Genomic DNA, 15,027 nt, shown 5'->3' on the forward strand with positions numbered 1-15,027 from the left:
CCCGCTAAACCATTATCTATAACAAAAGCAATAAGAATGGAAAATTTAGAACAATATTGGGAGCAATCCTTTTCCCCTATTGGACGTAAGTTTACAGAAATTCGTCCCAATTATCAAGATATGGGGGAAACAGACAGTATGGTCGCCGCATTATATTGGCTGGAACTTGAAATGTATAATGGTGGATTTCTTCAATTCTTCTGTAATTGGGGCTATGATGCTTATTTGTTTGCAATCAAAGGACTGGGAGCAATTAACGCAACATATACAGAACAACTTCTTATACAGGCATACAGCATCATCCAAAGATTGGAAAATGACAGTCAATTACAAAAGCTATGGGATATTCCCAAGCATTTGACAGAGAACGAAATCACCAAGTTGAATAAAATAGACGAGGAATATTGGGAAGATAAGGAAAATATTATGCGGCTTATGCTTCTAAAATTCCATTCTGATTCAGTTGAAAATATAGATAACGAAGCGTGATAACGCTTGACAGCGTTCCCCGCTATCCCATTAGTAACAATTTAGCAATTCTTGTATGGGCTTAGATATTTTGATTTATAACAATGACGGAATATGTATGAATAAGTCTGAAATTAGCGAAGACTTACATTATTGGTTGTTCAATCTTGCAAATTTAGATAAAGGACGATTTCGGACTATATTCCGTGTACAAGATTACTATAAAACGAACATACAACTTTCAGGTATAGAAATATCCTCTTTCATTGAGGAACTAAAAGAAATTAGAAAAAAATCTCCTTATAGTAAGGAGATTGAGCGAATAGTGAATTGTATAAATCAGCAAAATATATCTAAGATAAGAATTACTGGAGATTAAATAAGTTACTAACGAAGCGTGATAACGCCTTACAGCGTTCCACGCTTAGCCATTAGTTGTAATATGAGAACGATAATAATACTTTATATTTTATGCTTGCTTTCACCTTATACTTTCGCACAAAGCTGTAAGGCAACTATTCAAACAGAGATTGATGCAATAAACGAAATGCCTTTGTGGATTGCATACCTTGTGCCTTTGGATAGTTTGGGAGAGGTGATAAATAATGAATATATGGAATTTAATCAAGTTCATTCGTACAAAATCTTAGATGATGGTCAAATAAAGAATGCGAATGTATTGTTCACTATGTATTTCGATAGAGATAACAAAATAAGAAAAGTATTTAAGCGATGGGCTGACGGGGGTGCATTGCATAGTATCGCATATTATAATTCTAATGGGCGATTGATATATGGAGCATATAATAAAGGTGATGAAACTCACGGAAAGTTGTATGCTGACGCTTCGGGTTTTCACATAGAGCATTTTCCTGATGAAAACGAATGTAAGAATTGTTTTGAAGCATACCTATTCTTATCCACAAAATGTATAGAAGCTCAATATAATATAATATTACAGAGCCCTCCAAATGCTAAAAGGACGAATTTTACGCCACAAGTTGGAGATAGTGCCATACTATGCAGTTCTTACATTTATTCTTTACCTAATGGAGAAAAAACTATCAAAGGCGAAGATGGCATAGCAGTCAAATTTGGAATGCCTGTTGTCATAAGTAAATTAACAAATGGCTGGTGCCGAATAAATTCCATTTTTAATGCTCCTATAGGTTATATACCTATTCAAGACATTGAAACCATTAAGTAAATATAGTAAACAACTAACAAGGTCAAGATAACAGCTAAACGCTGTTCCTCACCAACCCATTATAAACAATTTGAGATTAACATTATGAACTGGTATATCTATTGGTATTTTACAATCAAGTATTTCTTTTGGGGATTACTTGGATATGGTAGAGCCGGAAATTACATTGGCTTTTTGTTTTTCTATCTCCCATTTATTGCATTGATAATGGCACTGATAGCACCATTCCCTTTTGTTAATGATAACAAGATTCTTATCTATCTCTCTTGTTCTATTTTATTTATATTCATAAATGAAATCGTATTTTGGAATGAAACAAAAAGATACCGAAGGTGGAACAACCATTACAGGAACAATAATAACAGGAAAAGTTGGTTTTTGGTTGCTATCTCTATAATAGGCACAGTAAGTTGGTTTTTCCTCCCGCTTCTACTTAAAGACTATTATACCAATAGATAGATTGAGTTTATAACAAAGCGTGATAACGCTTAAACAGCATTCCCCGCTTAACCATTACTAACAATACGAATAACTCTTTATGATAAAATTCATTTTAGATGCGATGTATTATCAGATATTCATATTTAATAGGGATAAATTTATATTGGAAAATCCACATGAGCGGACGATACAGATAATATGTGGAATATTATTTCTTCCTGTTATAGTATTGATGTATCTACTGATAGAGGAGAATTTCAATTATAAAACTCCTTTTGTGTTTTTTATCATAATCTATGTTTTACTATACAAGATATTCTGTTCGTATTATATCAAAAGGAAAAAAGGTATGGAAATTATAAGGAGTAAACCTCTAATATTTAATAGCCAAAAGATTTCTTCCTTCATATCATGGATGATTTATCCCATTTTGGTTGTATTACTTTATTTTATAATAATACATCGTCATTGGCTAAAAATTATATAATAAAGATTTAATAAGTTAGTAACAACGAAAGATAGCATCTAACGATGCTCCTTTCTAACCATTATAAACAATATGTATCGTATTGCAAACATAGTACTATTTGTTCTTGCCATTTTCGTGGTAATGGGGTGCTCTTGTAGTAAAACTCAGTGTGAACGTAACATACAAGATGATATACTCAATATTGATAAATTCCGTAAACAAAGTAAGAAAGAGTACCGCTATATAGAAGAAGATGCGGAAAGATTGTTTGCAAACTCGGCAGCGGTTTATCCCGATACATTATACCGCCAACAATATACTTCATTGCAAGGTTATTTCTATGGAGAAACCGGATTTGACTTATATTGTATATGGTATGCACAGTTCAATGCCAATAATAGGAAACACTATCGTTGTGAACGTAAGACGTTAAACAAAATATTCTATTGTGTAAATGATATGTTAAGATGTATTGCCGGGGGCGGAACTGGCTTTACACATGAAACATATCGCATTCCAGCATACACAGAGCATTACATCTATAAATATCAGAATATGGAAGCCCATAAACAGTGCCAAGATAATGACATAAGCCAAACGATTTCAAATTTATGGCAGATAATGGCTACATATAATAACGAAGATATGCCCTTTGAAATATTAGCTTATAAAATGAAATACATATATGAAAATGTGGAATATATAAAATCATTACTTACTGCTGAAATATATAATTATTGCCTGCAAGAATATATGTGCAGACTAATAAACGAAAATGTAAGTGAGCAAGAACAATTAAGTTTATAACAACGAAAGATAGCATCTGACGATGCTCCTTTCTAACCATTAATATTAAATCTGTTATGAGTTGGTATAAGTATTGGTATTACACAATTTTCTTTATTTATGATTCCTTTGGTAAAGACAGAGAACAGAATAAGGCATTTTCTGTGGTGTGTTTTAGTTTTATCATATATATGATATATAGCTTATTGGGAGCTTATACAAATATGATGTTTGAATACTCAATTCTAAAGTATATTGCGCATCCTTGTTCACATTTCATCTTTATAATAATGATTTATTGCTTTAATGGATTCTTGTTTTGGTCGGAAAAGAAAGCAAGGATAGGAAGAAGCATTTATCGGGAAAAGAATGAGAAAAAGAAGAATGTGATTTGTATCATGCTAACATTAGTGATTTTTGTAATATACTTTATTTGTGCGTTTTCTTACAAAGGAAAATTTATGTATATACCAAATTGAAATACCCAACAAAACAATATTAACAAGGAAAGATAACCCCTAAACGGTGTTCCTTTCCAAGCCATTATGAATAATAAAGGAATAAAAAATACAGATAACTATTTTGAACGAGTGAAGCAACGTGCAAACCGGACGAATTACAGATACTATTTTTTTGACTACCTATATTTCAAAGGAGAGGTTTGGGGCAAGAAGATAGGACGGATGTCAGGTTTTATACTGCTGTTTTGGTATTGGTGGTGGATAGTAGTTCTGCCCGGCAACTTTCTCCTGATTAACAGTGTACCGCAATGGTCGTCCTTACATCTTGGTTATTTAGGTGCAATGTTTTTGCTTATTTGTGTATTTATTCTTGCACGATACAGGAAAGCCCGTGTACAGGCATTGTTGAACCGCTACCGCCGCTCTAAGCATATCAGCGCAGTACAGGCATATTTTCTGTTCCTGCTGCCATTTGTACTTTTCTTCTTAGAAACATGGCTGTTCGATGAATGGGGTTGGACGGATTGCGTGAGGTGGAACAAATGATATGTCATTCATATATAAAACATCAGATATGGAACAACGGATTACATCATTATTGCTTCCCGCTCCCGAAGCGGAGCTGGAAGCGTCCTGCAAGGAACTGGACGAAAAGGTAACATGGCTGCTGCACAACAGCCGGAAAATGGACAACTACTTGGAACTTGAACCGTTCAGCAAGGACGGGCGGCTGTGCGCCCACGTGTGCGACACGCTCAAAAGCCTGCCGGAAACGCCGACACTGGCGGCATACAAGGACTACAAGGCAATCATCATCCTGCTGGGTATATCCACCACCCGTTACGCCATACTGGACGAACTGGCGGAACAGCACCGCAAGCGGGACGACATACCCGAACTGACCGCCTACTGCGATGCGCTCCACTGGATGCGACCGGGACGGCAGTACCTATGCAACGTTTACAACACGGTATGCCACGCTTTCCACCTGCTGCGGAGAAACCCGGTAAGGGACAACCGACTGCTGGTGACGGAAAAGGAGCTGCGCCACGCCGAACGGATGCTGCCGGAACTGGGCAGGCAGACGTTCACCGAAATGGTACGTCTGAAAGGCTACATGGTCTATGATGCCGAGCAACTGGCGGACAAATGCGGCATGGAATACGGCTCGTTCCGGCGAAAGGTAAAGAAAATGACCGGGTACACGGCTAAGGAATGGGTGATAAAGGAACGGGTAAAGGACGTGGAACACTACCTGATGAACACAAACCTCACGCTTACCGAAGTGGCGTTCACCACCGGGTTCGCATCGACATCGAACCTGAACGACTTCTGCAAGGCGTATCTTTTAGATACCCCCGGAGAAATACGCAGAAAAGCGCAGGAAACAAGAAAATGCACAGTTACAAGAACGTAATGTGAAAAATCAAGAATAAAACAGATTTTTTATGCCCGTAACTTTGTGCTTCATAAAAGATAAGCACAAGGTTATGGAACATAAGATACTGTTGGAAACATACTTCGCCGGACTGCTTCAAAAAGTGGAATGGCAGATACAGGAATACGAGGACACCGCAGCGGACACGCTGACGCTCTGCCGCCTGTGCGTGGACTACCTGCAAGAGATACTGGGCGAACTCAAAACCTTTATAATCTCCTACCCGTTCGCCAGCATGGAAGAAGAAATACACTTCTTCAAGGAACTGAAACCGCTTTTAGCGAGCAAAATCATCTATTACAACACCGTTTACAAGATAGAGGTGCGCTTCCCCAGCGGCAGCGAGGACGTGCAGCGGGACTACCTGCTGTCGGAAACCGACCGGATTTCAAAGTCGTTCCAGCGGAACTTGGCGTTCTACCAGTACCACCGCACGAAAGCCACCTACTTGGACAGGCAGTATTTCATGCGTGGGAAGCCTGACATACAAATCATTGTGGACAGTTTCTATTACGAAACAGACCCACAGTTCAGCACCAGTCACGACTTCAAGGTAGCAAAGATTTTAGCCAACGAACTGCTGGAAATATACCTCACCAACCGACTGCACGAGCTGGAACGCCGGGAACAGCGCAAGCGGGTGAAGAACGGCTTCACGGGAAAGGTGCTGCGCTGGACGGGGACGAAAAGGGCGTTGGTGGAGCTTGTCTACGCACTGGACGCCTGCGGCTGTCTGAACAAGGGAACGGTTGATATAAAGGAGATTGTAGCCTATTTTGAATATGTTTTCGACATCGACCTCGGCGACTTCTACCACACCTACATGGAACTAAAAGCCAAGACCAAAGACCGCACGGGCTTCCTCTCCACCCTGAAAGACAGGTTGCTGCTGCGCATGAGGGAGCAGGATTAAGCAACCGTGCTTTAACAAAATTTATTTCGCCACAGGTGGGTTCGCCTGTGGCGTTTTATTTTTCAGGACACCCGAACTTTGCGGCAAATCAATTAGTTACCATTATGGAAATAATAACATTCGAGTCCAAAGCCTACAAGGAGCTGGACAACAAGATTACCGCTATTGCCGATTACATCTTCAACCATGCGGAAACGGCAAGGCAAAGCGAGGAAGACATGTGGGTGGACAGCTACGAGGTCTGCACGTTCCTGAAAATAAGCGAAAAGACCCTGCAACGCCTGCGGGTGTCGGGGACTATCGCCTATTCCAACATCAGGGGACGCTACTTCTACAAGGTCAGCGAGATACGCCGGATGCTGGAAGAACGCCTGATAAGGAGCAACAAGGAGAACATCGACAACCTGATAACCAACCACCAGTTGTATGCTAAGGAAAGAGGAAATCTTAGAAAGAACAAGTAACGGGCTGGCGGTGTTCAAACACTACCTGCCCGGAAACTGGCGCATAGGTCGCAACTTCCTTAACCCGTTGTACGAGGATAGCAAGGCTTCCTGCAACATCTATTTCGACCGCCGGGGCGGTATCTACAAGATGAAAGACTTCGGAAACGACAGTTACAGCGGCGACTGCTTCTTCCTCGTGGGGCAGTTAAAGGGGCTGGACTGCAACCGGGCGGCTGACTTCGTGGAAATACTGGAAATCATCGACCGGGATTTGGGCTTGGGGCTGGCTTCCGGCACCCCGGTTTCCATTCCCCCGGCAACCGTCCGCCGGGCAGAGCCGGACAAACCCGAAGAAACGCCCGAAAAGCCTGTCAAGCCCTACCAGTTCCGGGAACAGAAGTTTCCGCTTGCCGAACTGGTGTACTGGCAACAGTACGGCATCACGCCCGAACTGCTGGAACATTACAAGGTCTGCTCGCTCCGGGAATACAACAGTGAAACGACAGAGGGGAAGCCGTACACCTACATTTCATCGGTGGCAGAACCCATGTACGGCTACAAGGGCAAACAGCACATCAAGCTGTACCGCCCGTTCTCCACGCCCCGCTTCCTCTATGGCGGCAGCTTCGGCGAGAACTATTGTTTCGGGCTGGAGCAACTGCCCGCCAAAGGTGACACGCTCTTTATCACGGGTGGCGAGAAAGACGTACTTTCACTGGCGGCGCATGGTTTTCACGCTATCTGCTTCAACAGCGAAACGGTGACGATACCGCCCACGCTGGTTTATAGGCTGACGTTCCGCTTCAAGCACATCGTCCTGCTCTTTGACATGGACAAGACGGGCAGGGAAAGTTCACGCAAGCAGGAAAAACTACTGGAAGAATTTGGCGTGAAACGCCTGCTGCTCCCGCTTCCGGGAACGAAAGAGGAAAAGGACATTTCCGACTACTTCAAAGCCGGGAACACCCGTGAAGATTTCCTGAAACTGTTTATCGAATTTTTAGACAACCTGTATAGCGACACACTAATTATGCTAAAATCGTGCGAGATAGATTTCAACAACCCGCCCGCCAAAGCGCAAGAGATTATTTCGGCGGGTGACGTTCCGTTAGGAACACAAGGCAACCTGTTCGGCATCACCGGGGGCGAGGGAACGGGCAAGAGCAATTATGTAGCCGCAATCGTGGCGGGCTGCATCTGCCCGGCTGGTGCGGACATAGATACGCTGGGCATACAGATAACCGCCAACGGCAGGCACAAGGCGGTCTTGCTCTATGACACCGAACAGTCGGAAGTGCAACTGTTCAAGAATGTAGGCAACCTGCTGGCACGTGCCAAACAGCCGGACAAACCCGATGAACTGAAAGCATTTTGTCTTACAGGTATGTCACGCAAGGAACGCTTGAACGCCATTGTGCAGAGCATGGACAAGTTCTACTACCAGTACGGCGGCATCCAGTTGGTCGTCATTGACGGCATCGCCGACCTTGTTAAGAGTGCCAACGATGAAGCGGAAAGCGTGGCGGTGATAGATGAACTTTATCGGCTGGCTGGCATCTACAACACGTGTATTCTGTGCGTGCTGCATTTCGTCCCCAACGGATTGAAACTGCGGGGACATTTGGGCAGCGAGTTGCAGCGCAAAGCGGCTACTATTCTTTCGATAGAGAAAGACGATGAACCCACCCAGTCGGTGGTAAAAGCCCTGAAAGTAAGGGACGGAAGCCCGCTGGACGTGCCGCTGATGCTCTTTGCATGGGACAAGGAAGCGGGGATGCACGTGTACAAGGGCGAGAAGCCCCGTGAGGAAAAGGAGAAGCGCAAGGAAAGGGAACTGGTGAATGTCGCACGTGACATCTTCGGGCGGCAGACACGCATCACCTACATAGACCTTTGCGAGCAGTTGCAGCAGGTCTTGGACATCAAGGAGCGCACCGCAAAGAGCTATATCCGCTTCATGCGGGAAAGGGACATCATCACCAAAGACACGGCGAACCAAAGCTGTTTTGTCATAGGTTCATATAATCTTCGATGGAACACAAGTTGTCCATAAGCGTATGGATAAAACTTGTGTAATTCATGTGCTTGTGTCCTGCCTTGTTGTGAAACACGGCAGGATTTTTTCTGTTTGCACGTGAAAATTCAGGGTATTTGCTTAACTTTGCAGAAGTTACACGAAAAAAGTAACGGCAGTTGGACGGCGGTTGCCGGAATATTGCCTTTATATATAACATATACGTTCGCCGAACGTCCCGATGCGAAAACTGGCACTTTTCAAAATGTGGGGATATTCAGCGCAGGATATGCTATGCGTTTGTCATAGCGTGGCTGCACTGTTTCCACATTTGGGTATGCCAGTACCTCGCATCGAAACAGCGTCATGCCACGCTTTCTTTTTGGGGTGGCGGCTAACGTGCCAAGACAGTAGGGATTTATATCACTTTAATACCTGACAATATGGAACAAATCAAAGCGCACATCGCCGTATCGCTGGACGGGCATACCGCCACGCCGGACTATGAACTGGACTGGATGCCCCGTGAGGTCAAGGAACTGGCGGCAAGGGAACACGCCGCCGCAAGCTGCCTGCTTATGGGGGCGAACACCTACAACTACATCTTTGAACACTGGGGCGGGTGGCCGCACAAAAGCAAAAGGTCTTTTGTGGTGTCACACTACGACACCAACGTGACGCCGGACTGCGGCGTGGAGTTCCTGACCGAAGAACCGCTGCAAAGGGTCTATGAACTGAAACAGGAAACCGCCATGCTGGTGGTGGGCGGCGGCAAGCTACTTACATCATTGATTAAAGCCGGGTTGCTGGACAGCCTGACAATCTACACCGTCCCGGTCATGGCGGGCAAAGGCATCGGCTTTATCGGGGAAACATTCGGCTCACATTGGAAACTCTCGGAAAGCAGGGTGCTGGATAACGGGGTGGTCTGTTCGACCTACCTGTTTGGCGGCAGCGTATAAAAAATGCGCCCGGTTCCCGCCGGGCGCAACCACTAAAATTTCAATTATTATAAGTTGCAAAACCTATCACAATGAAATTTCAGTGGCAAAGATAGGCTATTTCTTCGGTTTCGCTTTCTTTTCGGGGAATGAAAAACCGACATTGAACTGTTCGTCCAGTACCAGCGAAGCATCGAAAGCCTTGCCGTTCTTGCCCTTGAAGCCCTTGATTAGCCCGGTCTTGCGTTTCGTCACCAGCTCGATAATCTGCTTGTCGGAAAGCTGCTTGTCGCACTTGTTGCGGAATATGGTAAGCGTGCAGTCCACGTTGGAACACTTCGCCACTTTCGGGTAGAACAGGATGCGCCCGTTATTGCATTTGGGACAGGAACAAGTTTCGCCATTGGCGACAGACAACTGCACCGATAGCAGTTCCGCCGTGATTTGCGTTGCGTACACCTCGATACCCTTTCGGAACGTGTCAGCATCCATACTGCCCGCTTCTATCATGGCAAGGGCGGTTTCCCACATACCTGTCATTTCGACATCGGCAATCTTCTTGTCCTTGACAATCCCATAAACGGCAAGCCCCTTGTCGGTAGGCACAAGGTTCTTCTTCTCACGCACGATGTACTGGCGGGCGAACAGCGTTTCGATAATCGCTGCACGGGTGGCGGGCGTGCCTATCCCGGCATCTTTTAGGCTGGCTTTCAGTTCGGCATCTTCCAGTTCCCTGCCTGCGTTCTCCATTGCCGCCAACAGGCTGCTTTCCGTGTGCAGCGGTTTCGGCTTGGTCTGATTCTCCAACAGTTCCACGTTGGAAATCGGCAGGCTTTCGCCCTCTTGGAGCGGCGGCAGACTGGCGGCTTCTTCATCACCGCCTGTTTCCTGCTCGCCGAACACGGTACGCCAGCCTGCTACTTTCATCACAGACCCTTTTACCGTGAAGTCAGTATCTCCAGCTGACAATATGGCGATGGTAACGTCTTTCACGCACTTGCCCGAAAAGGCTTCCAGCATACGCCCGGCTACCAGCTCGTAAACCGCCCGCTCGTCTTTGGAAAGTTCGCCGGGCAGGTTCTCGGTAATGATTAAGGCGTGGTGGTCGGTCACTTTGCCGTCATTCACGCTGCGGCGGTTCAGGGGTGTGCCGTCCAGCCCGGCGACATACCCGGCAAAGCGGGGGTATTGCCCTAACAGGGCGACACGCTCCGGCATTTCATCGAAAACGTCCTCCGATATATAGCGGCTTCCGGTTCTCGGGTATGACATCACTTTCTTTTCATACAGGCTTTGCGCTATGGAAAGCGTCTTGTCAGCCGAAAAGTTCAGTTTCGTGTTCGCTTCCTTTTGCAGCGTGGTAAGGTCGTACAGAAGCGGCGGTTCTTGGTTGGCTTCTTTCCTCTCGACGGATTTCACGGCAAGCCGCCCGGCATCCTTTACCCGTTGCAGGGCGGCTATGGCTTCGGGCTGCTGTTCCCACTTGGCGGTCGATTGGGCGGTGAAACTTATTTCCCCGCTGGCGGTCGCCGCTTTGAGTTGCCAAAACTTGGCGGGTACGAAATTCTTGTTCTCCAAATAGCGGCTACATATCATCATGAGCGTGGGTGTCTGTACCCTGCCCAGCGAGAACACGCCCTGCCCGGCGGCTACGCTCAACGCTTGGGTGGCGTTTATCCCTATCAGCCAGTCCGCTTCGCTGCGGGATTTGGCAGAGAGGTAGAGGTTATCGTAACATTCTCCCGGCTGCAAGTTATCCAGCCCCTCACGGATTGCCTTGTCGGTAAGGCTGCTTATCCACAGGCGCACAAAGGGCTTGGTACAGCCCAAATAGTTATAGATGTAACGGTGTATCAATTCGCCCTCACGCCCGGCATCGGTGGCGACAATAATCTTGTCGCATTGGTCGAACACTTCCTTTATCACTTTCAACTGTTTCAGCACGCCGGGGTCTGCCTTGTAGCCTTTCTCCGCTTTCACCTGACGGGGGATTAGCTGGAAATCGGACGGCAGTATGGGCAGGCTCTCCCTGCGGAAGTTCGCCACGCCGTAGGCTTCCGGCATGGCAAGCTGGATTAAGTGGCCGAACGCCCATGTCACCATATAACCGTTGCCGGAAAGATAACCGTCATTGCGCCCGGTCGCCCCGATGATGCGGGCGATGTCTTTTGCCACGCTGGGCTTTTCTGCTATCAATGCAATCATAATTCTTTACTTTTTAATGGTGGATATTACATTTTCATTCCTTTGGACTTCTTGGGCTTGTCCGCTTTCAGGCTCTTGTCCTGCTTCTCTTTCTGCTTGGCGGTGGGCTTGTCCTGACCCTGTTTCAACGGCTCTTTGCCCTGCTTGGTGGCTTCGTTGGTCTTGCCCTCCGAATTGACCGCTACCTGCGTCCGGCTCTCGGTGGCGGGGGTAACGTCTTTCGGCTGCACCTTGTCGGGGGATTTGCCCTGTGCGCCGGGCTGCACATGACCGTTGAACTCAACGCCCTTTCCGTCCTTTAACCCGGCGACCTGCTGCTCTGCGGGCTGTTGTCCCTGCTGCAAGAACTGGACGGCAGACCTCGGCAGGAACTCCAAGCCACGCTCCACTGCGCTGACCTGCAAATAGGCACTGCGCTTCGTACCGTCCCTGAATTGCAGGTTTTCCATTTTCACCGCTTGCCCGGCTTCAAAAGCGGCTTTCTGTTCCGGGCTGACTTGCACGCCGCAAATGGTGTCGGGGCATTTCCACTTGTCAGCCCGCATATACTCCAGTTCGTGCGTGTACCTGTCCCGGCTGACGAACACGGGGATTTGCTCGCCGCTTTTCGGGTCTTTGATTCGGGCGATGCCGCCCAAGTTGCCAGTGCCTTGCAAGTTGCCCTGTTCCTGCTTGGTGAACCCGTGTTCATGGAACGGGCGTTGCAACAGTTTCTCGTCCTGCTGCACGCCGTGCAGCTTGGGTACTACCGTGCCGTCCTTTGCCTGATAGAAAGACAGCTTGACATCGGTAGGTTTGAGGTAGAAGCCGCCCACCGTCCCCGAAACGGTGTAGGTGTTGCGGGACTTGTAGCCACGCATCACCCGGTCGAAGTCCTTAGTGTTTTTCAGGGTGTCGGCGGTGATGCCGACTTTTTTCAGGTTCTCCCAGTCGATTTTTGCAGGGTCGAAGCGGTAGCCCTGCTTGAACTCGTGGAAGTCGGGCTTCGGAACTCGTAACATTTCAGCCCGCTTGCCGCCCTCCGGTGTCGGGTTGCGGTGGTTGTCCTCGATTGCCTTTGCGTCCTGCTCCGCTTCGGAAGCCTTGACACTGAAAAGTTCCAGCCCGGAAGTGTCCTGGAACTTGCGGAAGAAATTGGAAATGAAGTTGCTGAACACATCGCTGTTCTTGTCCACCTGCATGAACTCGCCGCCGTGTGTCGGCGGCACGGTCTGCAAATTGCCCTCCTTGTCGATACCCTTAACGGCACTCACCTTGCCCTGCTGTTTATCCAAGACCAGCAGCACGTCTTTTTCCTGTCCCTCTGCGGGCGGGGTCATTCTGTTTGCCATAAATAATTGAAATTTTAGCGGTTACGGGAATAGTCCCGCCCAAAGGTAGCGACTAAATATGCTATATTTGGATAGGCAGAAAGAGGTGTCCGAATTTGTCCTGCGTTGTCTGAAATTGTCCGGGTGGGGTAATTACTGCGAGCAATATTCGCAGAATTGAAAAGGGCGAAAAAAAAAGAGAGCGAAGTTAATCACTCTCTTTGGATGAGCCATTTGTGAAGCGTTTATGAAACGTTTGCTATTTTATCAATAGGCTAATAATGAGCTATATATCAAAATTAATACTGAAATACAGCTTATTTTTGGAGCGTTTGTGAAGCGTTTGGCAAGCCTTTGATTGTGTAATAAGTGCTTTTACCAGTAACGCCCTGCATTTCCAGCCACGCTTCCATTTGTTGTAACAAACGATATGCGGTAGTCCGGTTGGTGTTCAATATTTTTTGAACGTCCGAATTGGTAACGCTTCCATTTTGGGCGGCATACTCAATAATGGGTATATACCTTTCATCCACCCGCTGTGCCAATAGCTGCGAACGTATATCGGTATAATAGGTAATCATCAGACCGCTTAACATTTCAAGTTTGGGCGGCAACAACTTGTATGCGCTGACAGCTTCCAAGATACGCTTGTAGCCACGTCCCCAGCTTTCAATATCCCCGCTTCTGAAAAAGGCGTTGGCGATTAACGGATTATAAGGAGAGGACGGATGGCTTTCAAAAAGTTTTTCAGTCGTCCAGCTTTCCGGCAACTGCCCGGCGTTCCAAAAGGTGATATGGTCGGGGAACACGCTAATCTGAATGGGTACGGCACTGGCATAGTCTTTATGTGCCACACAATTCATCAGTGATTCCCTAATAGCTTCCACCGGGAATTGCGGTGTTTCACGCCGGGAAATGCCCTCGTATGAAATGTGATAAATCAGGTATTTGGTCTTTATCAAATCCATTGCCTTATCCACCTGCTCCATTAAAGAGCCGTGAACCTCGTCCTGAAACTCCAAGTTACCCTTATCATCCCGGAAGAAACCTATCTTGATATACGCCCCGGTTACAAACCGTTCCGGGTCGGGGTGGAACAACAGCAAGGCGGCACGGGTCGGGCGGTTGGTCTGGGTATCAATCAGCCGTAAATCGTGCAACAGGTTTTCGGTAGTATCTTTCAACACATCTTCGTCCACACGCCCGCTTCTCGCCGCTTCCTTGCGGAAACGGTTCAATGCGTTGGGGGAAAGTTCCTCTATGCCTGCCCACTCTATGGGAAACTCGTCCCAATGCCTGCCAGTACGTTGCAGGATAAAACGGTTCAACGCCGCACCTTTCAACTCCTGTTTCGTGCTGCCGCTGCGATAGTGGTACTGACCTTTGTAATTGATAGGATTGGAATAAGGCGGCACGTCAATCTCGATATATTTCAGCCCGTTTTCTTCCAGCAGGTTCACGTCCACGATGATACCCAGCACGTCACGCACTTTGTTCGGTATGTCCTCCAGCAGTTTGTCGGCATCGGCAACGCCGACTACTTTGCCGTTGTCATTCATACCTATATATATCTTGCCGCCTGTGGCGTTGGCAAAGCCGCATATCCATTTCAGATACTCATCACGCCAGCTTTCTTTCCATTCCGTATTTTGGTTTTCGTTCATAATCATTTCTTTGTCTGCAAAATTAGTAAAAATACTGTCTGTCAGGAAAGAATATCGGTTATTCTTCCTCTTTTATCAAGTGGCATAGCTCCGGGTCGTTCTTAATCCGGGTTATCTCGTCCTCGACTATCTGCCGGACTTCCTGACGGATGCGGTCATAGTTGGCTTGTATCTCCTCCTGCATCCAGTCGTTGCCGTCCTTGTCGGTGAAGTCGATTATCCGTGGCAACTTCACGTAACGGGCGGTTTCCCGCTTCACCTTTT

Annotated in this window: 14 protein-coding genes and 1 pseudogene; 11 read left to right on the forward strand and 4 right to left on the reverse strand. The window is 46.6% G+C overall.

The window, feature by feature from the left end; translation table 11 throughout:
- Positions 1-36 precede the first annotated feature (36 nt).
- The 11 genes from M1B78_RS15045 (at position 37) to M1B78_RS15090 (ending at position 9,605) form a co-directional block, all read left to right on the forward strand.
- Positions 37-489, forward strand: a complete 453-nt coding sequence (locus M1B78_RS15045; protein ID WP_257941105.1) for a DMP19 family protein — start codon at positions 37-39, stop codon at positions 487-489.
- 97 nt (positions 490-586) lie between these two features.
- Positions 587-847 carry a hypothetical protein gene (locus tag M1B78_RS15050; RefSeq protein WP_139147240.1) on the forward strand — a complete coding sequence of 87 codons (261 nt, stop codon included), beginning with the start codon at positions 587-589 and terminating at the stop codon, positions 845-847.
- A 63-nt stretch (positions 848-910) separates the two neighbouring features.
- Positions 911-1,675: a hypothetical protein gene (locus tag M1B78_RS15055; protein WP_257941106.1), complete on the forward strand. Its 765-nt coding sequence runs from the start codon at positions 911-913 to the stop codon at positions 1,673-1,675.
- Positions 1,676-2,213: 538 nt separating this feature from the next.
- Entirely contained in the window at positions 2,214-2,603 is a 390-nt protein-coding gene (locus tag M1B78_RS18915; RefSeq protein WP_430732574.1) for a hypothetical protein, read from the forward strand.
- Between the two features lie 72 nt (positions 2,604-2,675).
- Positions 2,676-3,392 carry a hypothetical protein gene (locus M1B78_RS15060; protein ID WP_257941107.1) on the forward strand — a complete coding sequence of 239 codons (717 nt, stop codon included), beginning with the start codon at positions 2,676-2,678 and terminating at the stop codon, positions 3,390-3,392.
- Between the two features lie 524 nt (positions 3,393-3,916).
- Entirely contained in the window at positions 3,917-4,378 is a 462-nt protein-coding gene (locus M1B78_RS15065) for a hypothetical protein (protein WP_065539099.1), read from the forward strand.
- A gap of 28 nt (positions 4,379-4,406) precedes the next feature.
- Complete coding sequence (locus M1B78_RS15070; RefSeq protein WP_010803474.1) at positions 4,407-5,249, forward strand: helix-turn-helix domain-containing protein; 843 nt, start codon at positions 4,407-4,409, stop codon at positions 5,247-5,249.
- Positions 5,250-5,280: 31 nt separating this feature from the next.
- Positions 5,281-6,183 (forward strand): RteC domain-containing protein, encoded by a 903-nt coding sequence (locus M1B78_RS15075; RefSeq protein ID WP_257932509.1) that lies wholly within the window; start codon positions 5,281-5,283, stop codon positions 6,181-6,183.
- Between the two features lie 104 nt (positions 6,184-6,287).
- Positions 6,288-6,647, forward strand: a complete 360-nt coding sequence (locus M1B78_RS15080) for a helix-turn-helix domain-containing protein (RefSeq protein WP_135959769.1) — start codon at positions 6,288-6,290, stop codon at positions 6,645-6,647.
- The gene (locus M1B78_RS15085) at positions 6,610-8,682 is read left to right on the forward strand and encodes an AAA family ATPase (protein ID WP_257941108.1); all 2,073 of its coding nucleotides are present in this window, start codon (positions 6,610-6,612) and stop codon (positions 8,680-8,682) included. Before M1B78_RS15080 ends, M1B78_RS15085 begins: the two co-directional genes overlap by 38 nt.
- Positions 8,683-9,086: 404 nt before the next feature.
- Complete coding sequence (locus M1B78_RS15090) at positions 9,087-9,605, forward strand: dihydrofolate reductase family protein (RefSeq protein ID WP_257941109.1); 519 nt, start codon at positions 9,087-9,089, stop codon at positions 9,603-9,605.
- 96 nt (positions 9,606-9,701) lie between these two features.
- Here M1B78_RS15090 and topB read toward each other — a convergent pair whose 3' ends face one another.
- The 4 genes and pseudogenes from topB to M1B78_RS15110 form a co-directional block, all read right to left on the reverse strand.
- Entirely contained in the window at positions 9,702-11,789 is a 2,088-nt protein-coding gene (gene topB, locus M1B78_RS15095; RefSeq protein ID WP_257941110.1) for a type IA DNA topoisomerase, read from the reverse strand.
- A 26-nt stretch (positions 11,790-11,815) separates the two neighbouring features.
- A complete protein-coding gene (locus tag M1B78_RS15100) occupies positions 11,816-13,120 on the reverse strand; it encodes a DUF3945 domain-containing protein (protein WP_257941111.1) in 1,305 nt (434 codons plus the stop codon).
- 296 nt (positions 13,121-13,416) lie between these two features.
- Positions 13,417-14,763, reverse strand: a complete 1,347-nt coding sequence (locus tag M1B78_RS15105; protein WP_257941112.1) for an ATP-binding protein — start codon at positions 14,761-14,763, stop codon at positions 13,417-13,419.
- 58 nt (positions 14,764-14,821) lie between these two features.
- A pseudogene (locus M1B78_RS15110) lies at positions 14,822-15,027 on the reverse strand (hypothetical protein); the annotation flags it as partial.

The organism is Bacteroides muris (ex Fokt et al. 2023) (assembly GCF_024704895.1).
Classification (GTDB): Bacteria; Bacteroidota; Bacteroidia; order Bacteroidales; family Bacteroidaceae; genus Bacteroides; species Bacteroides muris.

Bases quoted from the DNA above. Each gene is read 5' to 3' on its own strand.
- M1B78_RS15065 (WP_065539099.1), top strand. From the start codon at position 3,917: ATGAATAATAAAGGAATAAAAAATACAGATAACTATTTTGAACGAGTG.
- M1B78_RS15105 (WP_257941112.1), bottom strand. From the start codon at position 14,763: ATGAACGAAAACCAAAATACGGAATGGAAAGAAAGCTGGCGTGATGAG.
- M1B78_RS15050 (WP_139147240.1), top strand. From the start codon at position 587: ATGAATAAGTCTGAAATTAGCGAAGACTTACATTATTGGTTGTTCAAT.
- topB (WP_257941110.1), bottom strand. From the start codon at position 11,789: ATGATTGCATTGATAGCAGAAAAGCCCAGCGTGGCAAAAGACATCGCC.
- M1B78_RS15080 (WP_135959769.1), top strand. From the start codon at position 6,288: ATGGAAATAATAACATTCGAGTCCAAAGCCTACAAGGAGCTGGACAAC.
- M1B78_RS15075 (WP_257932509.1), top strand. From the start codon at position 5,281: ATGCCCGTAACTTTGTGCTTCATAAAAGATAAGCACAAGGTTATGGAA.
- M1B78_RS15090 (WP_257941109.1), top strand. From the start codon at position 9,087: ATGGAACAAATCAAAGCGCACATCGCCGTATCGCTGGACGGGCATACC.
- M1B78_RS15045 (WP_257941105.1), top strand. From the start codon at position 37: ATGGAAAATTTAGAACAATATTGGGAGCAATCCTTTTCCCCTATTGGA.
- M1B78_RS15100 (WP_257941111.1), bottom strand. From the start codon at position 13,120: ATGGCAAACAGAATGACCCCGCCCGCAGAGGGACAGGAAAAAGACGTG.
- M1B78_RS15060 (WP_257941107.1), top strand. From the start codon at position 2,676: ATGTATCGTATTGCAAACATAGTACTATTTGTTCTTGCCATTTTCGTG.
- M1B78_RS15085 (WP_257941108.1), top strand. From the start codon at position 6,610: ATGCTAAGGAAAGAGGAAATCTTAGAAAGAACAAGTAACGGGCTGGCG.
- M1B78_RS15070 (WP_010803474.1), top strand. From the start codon at position 4,407: ATGGAACAACGGATTACATCATTATTGCTTCCCGCTCCCGAAGCGGAG.
- M1B78_RS15055 (WP_257941106.1), top strand. From the start codon at position 911: ATGAGAACGATAATAATACTTTATATTTTATGCTTGCTTTCACCTTAT.
- M1B78_RS18915 (WP_430732574.1), top strand. From the start codon at position 2,214: ATGATAAAATTCATTTTAGATGCGATGTATTATCAGATATTCATATTT.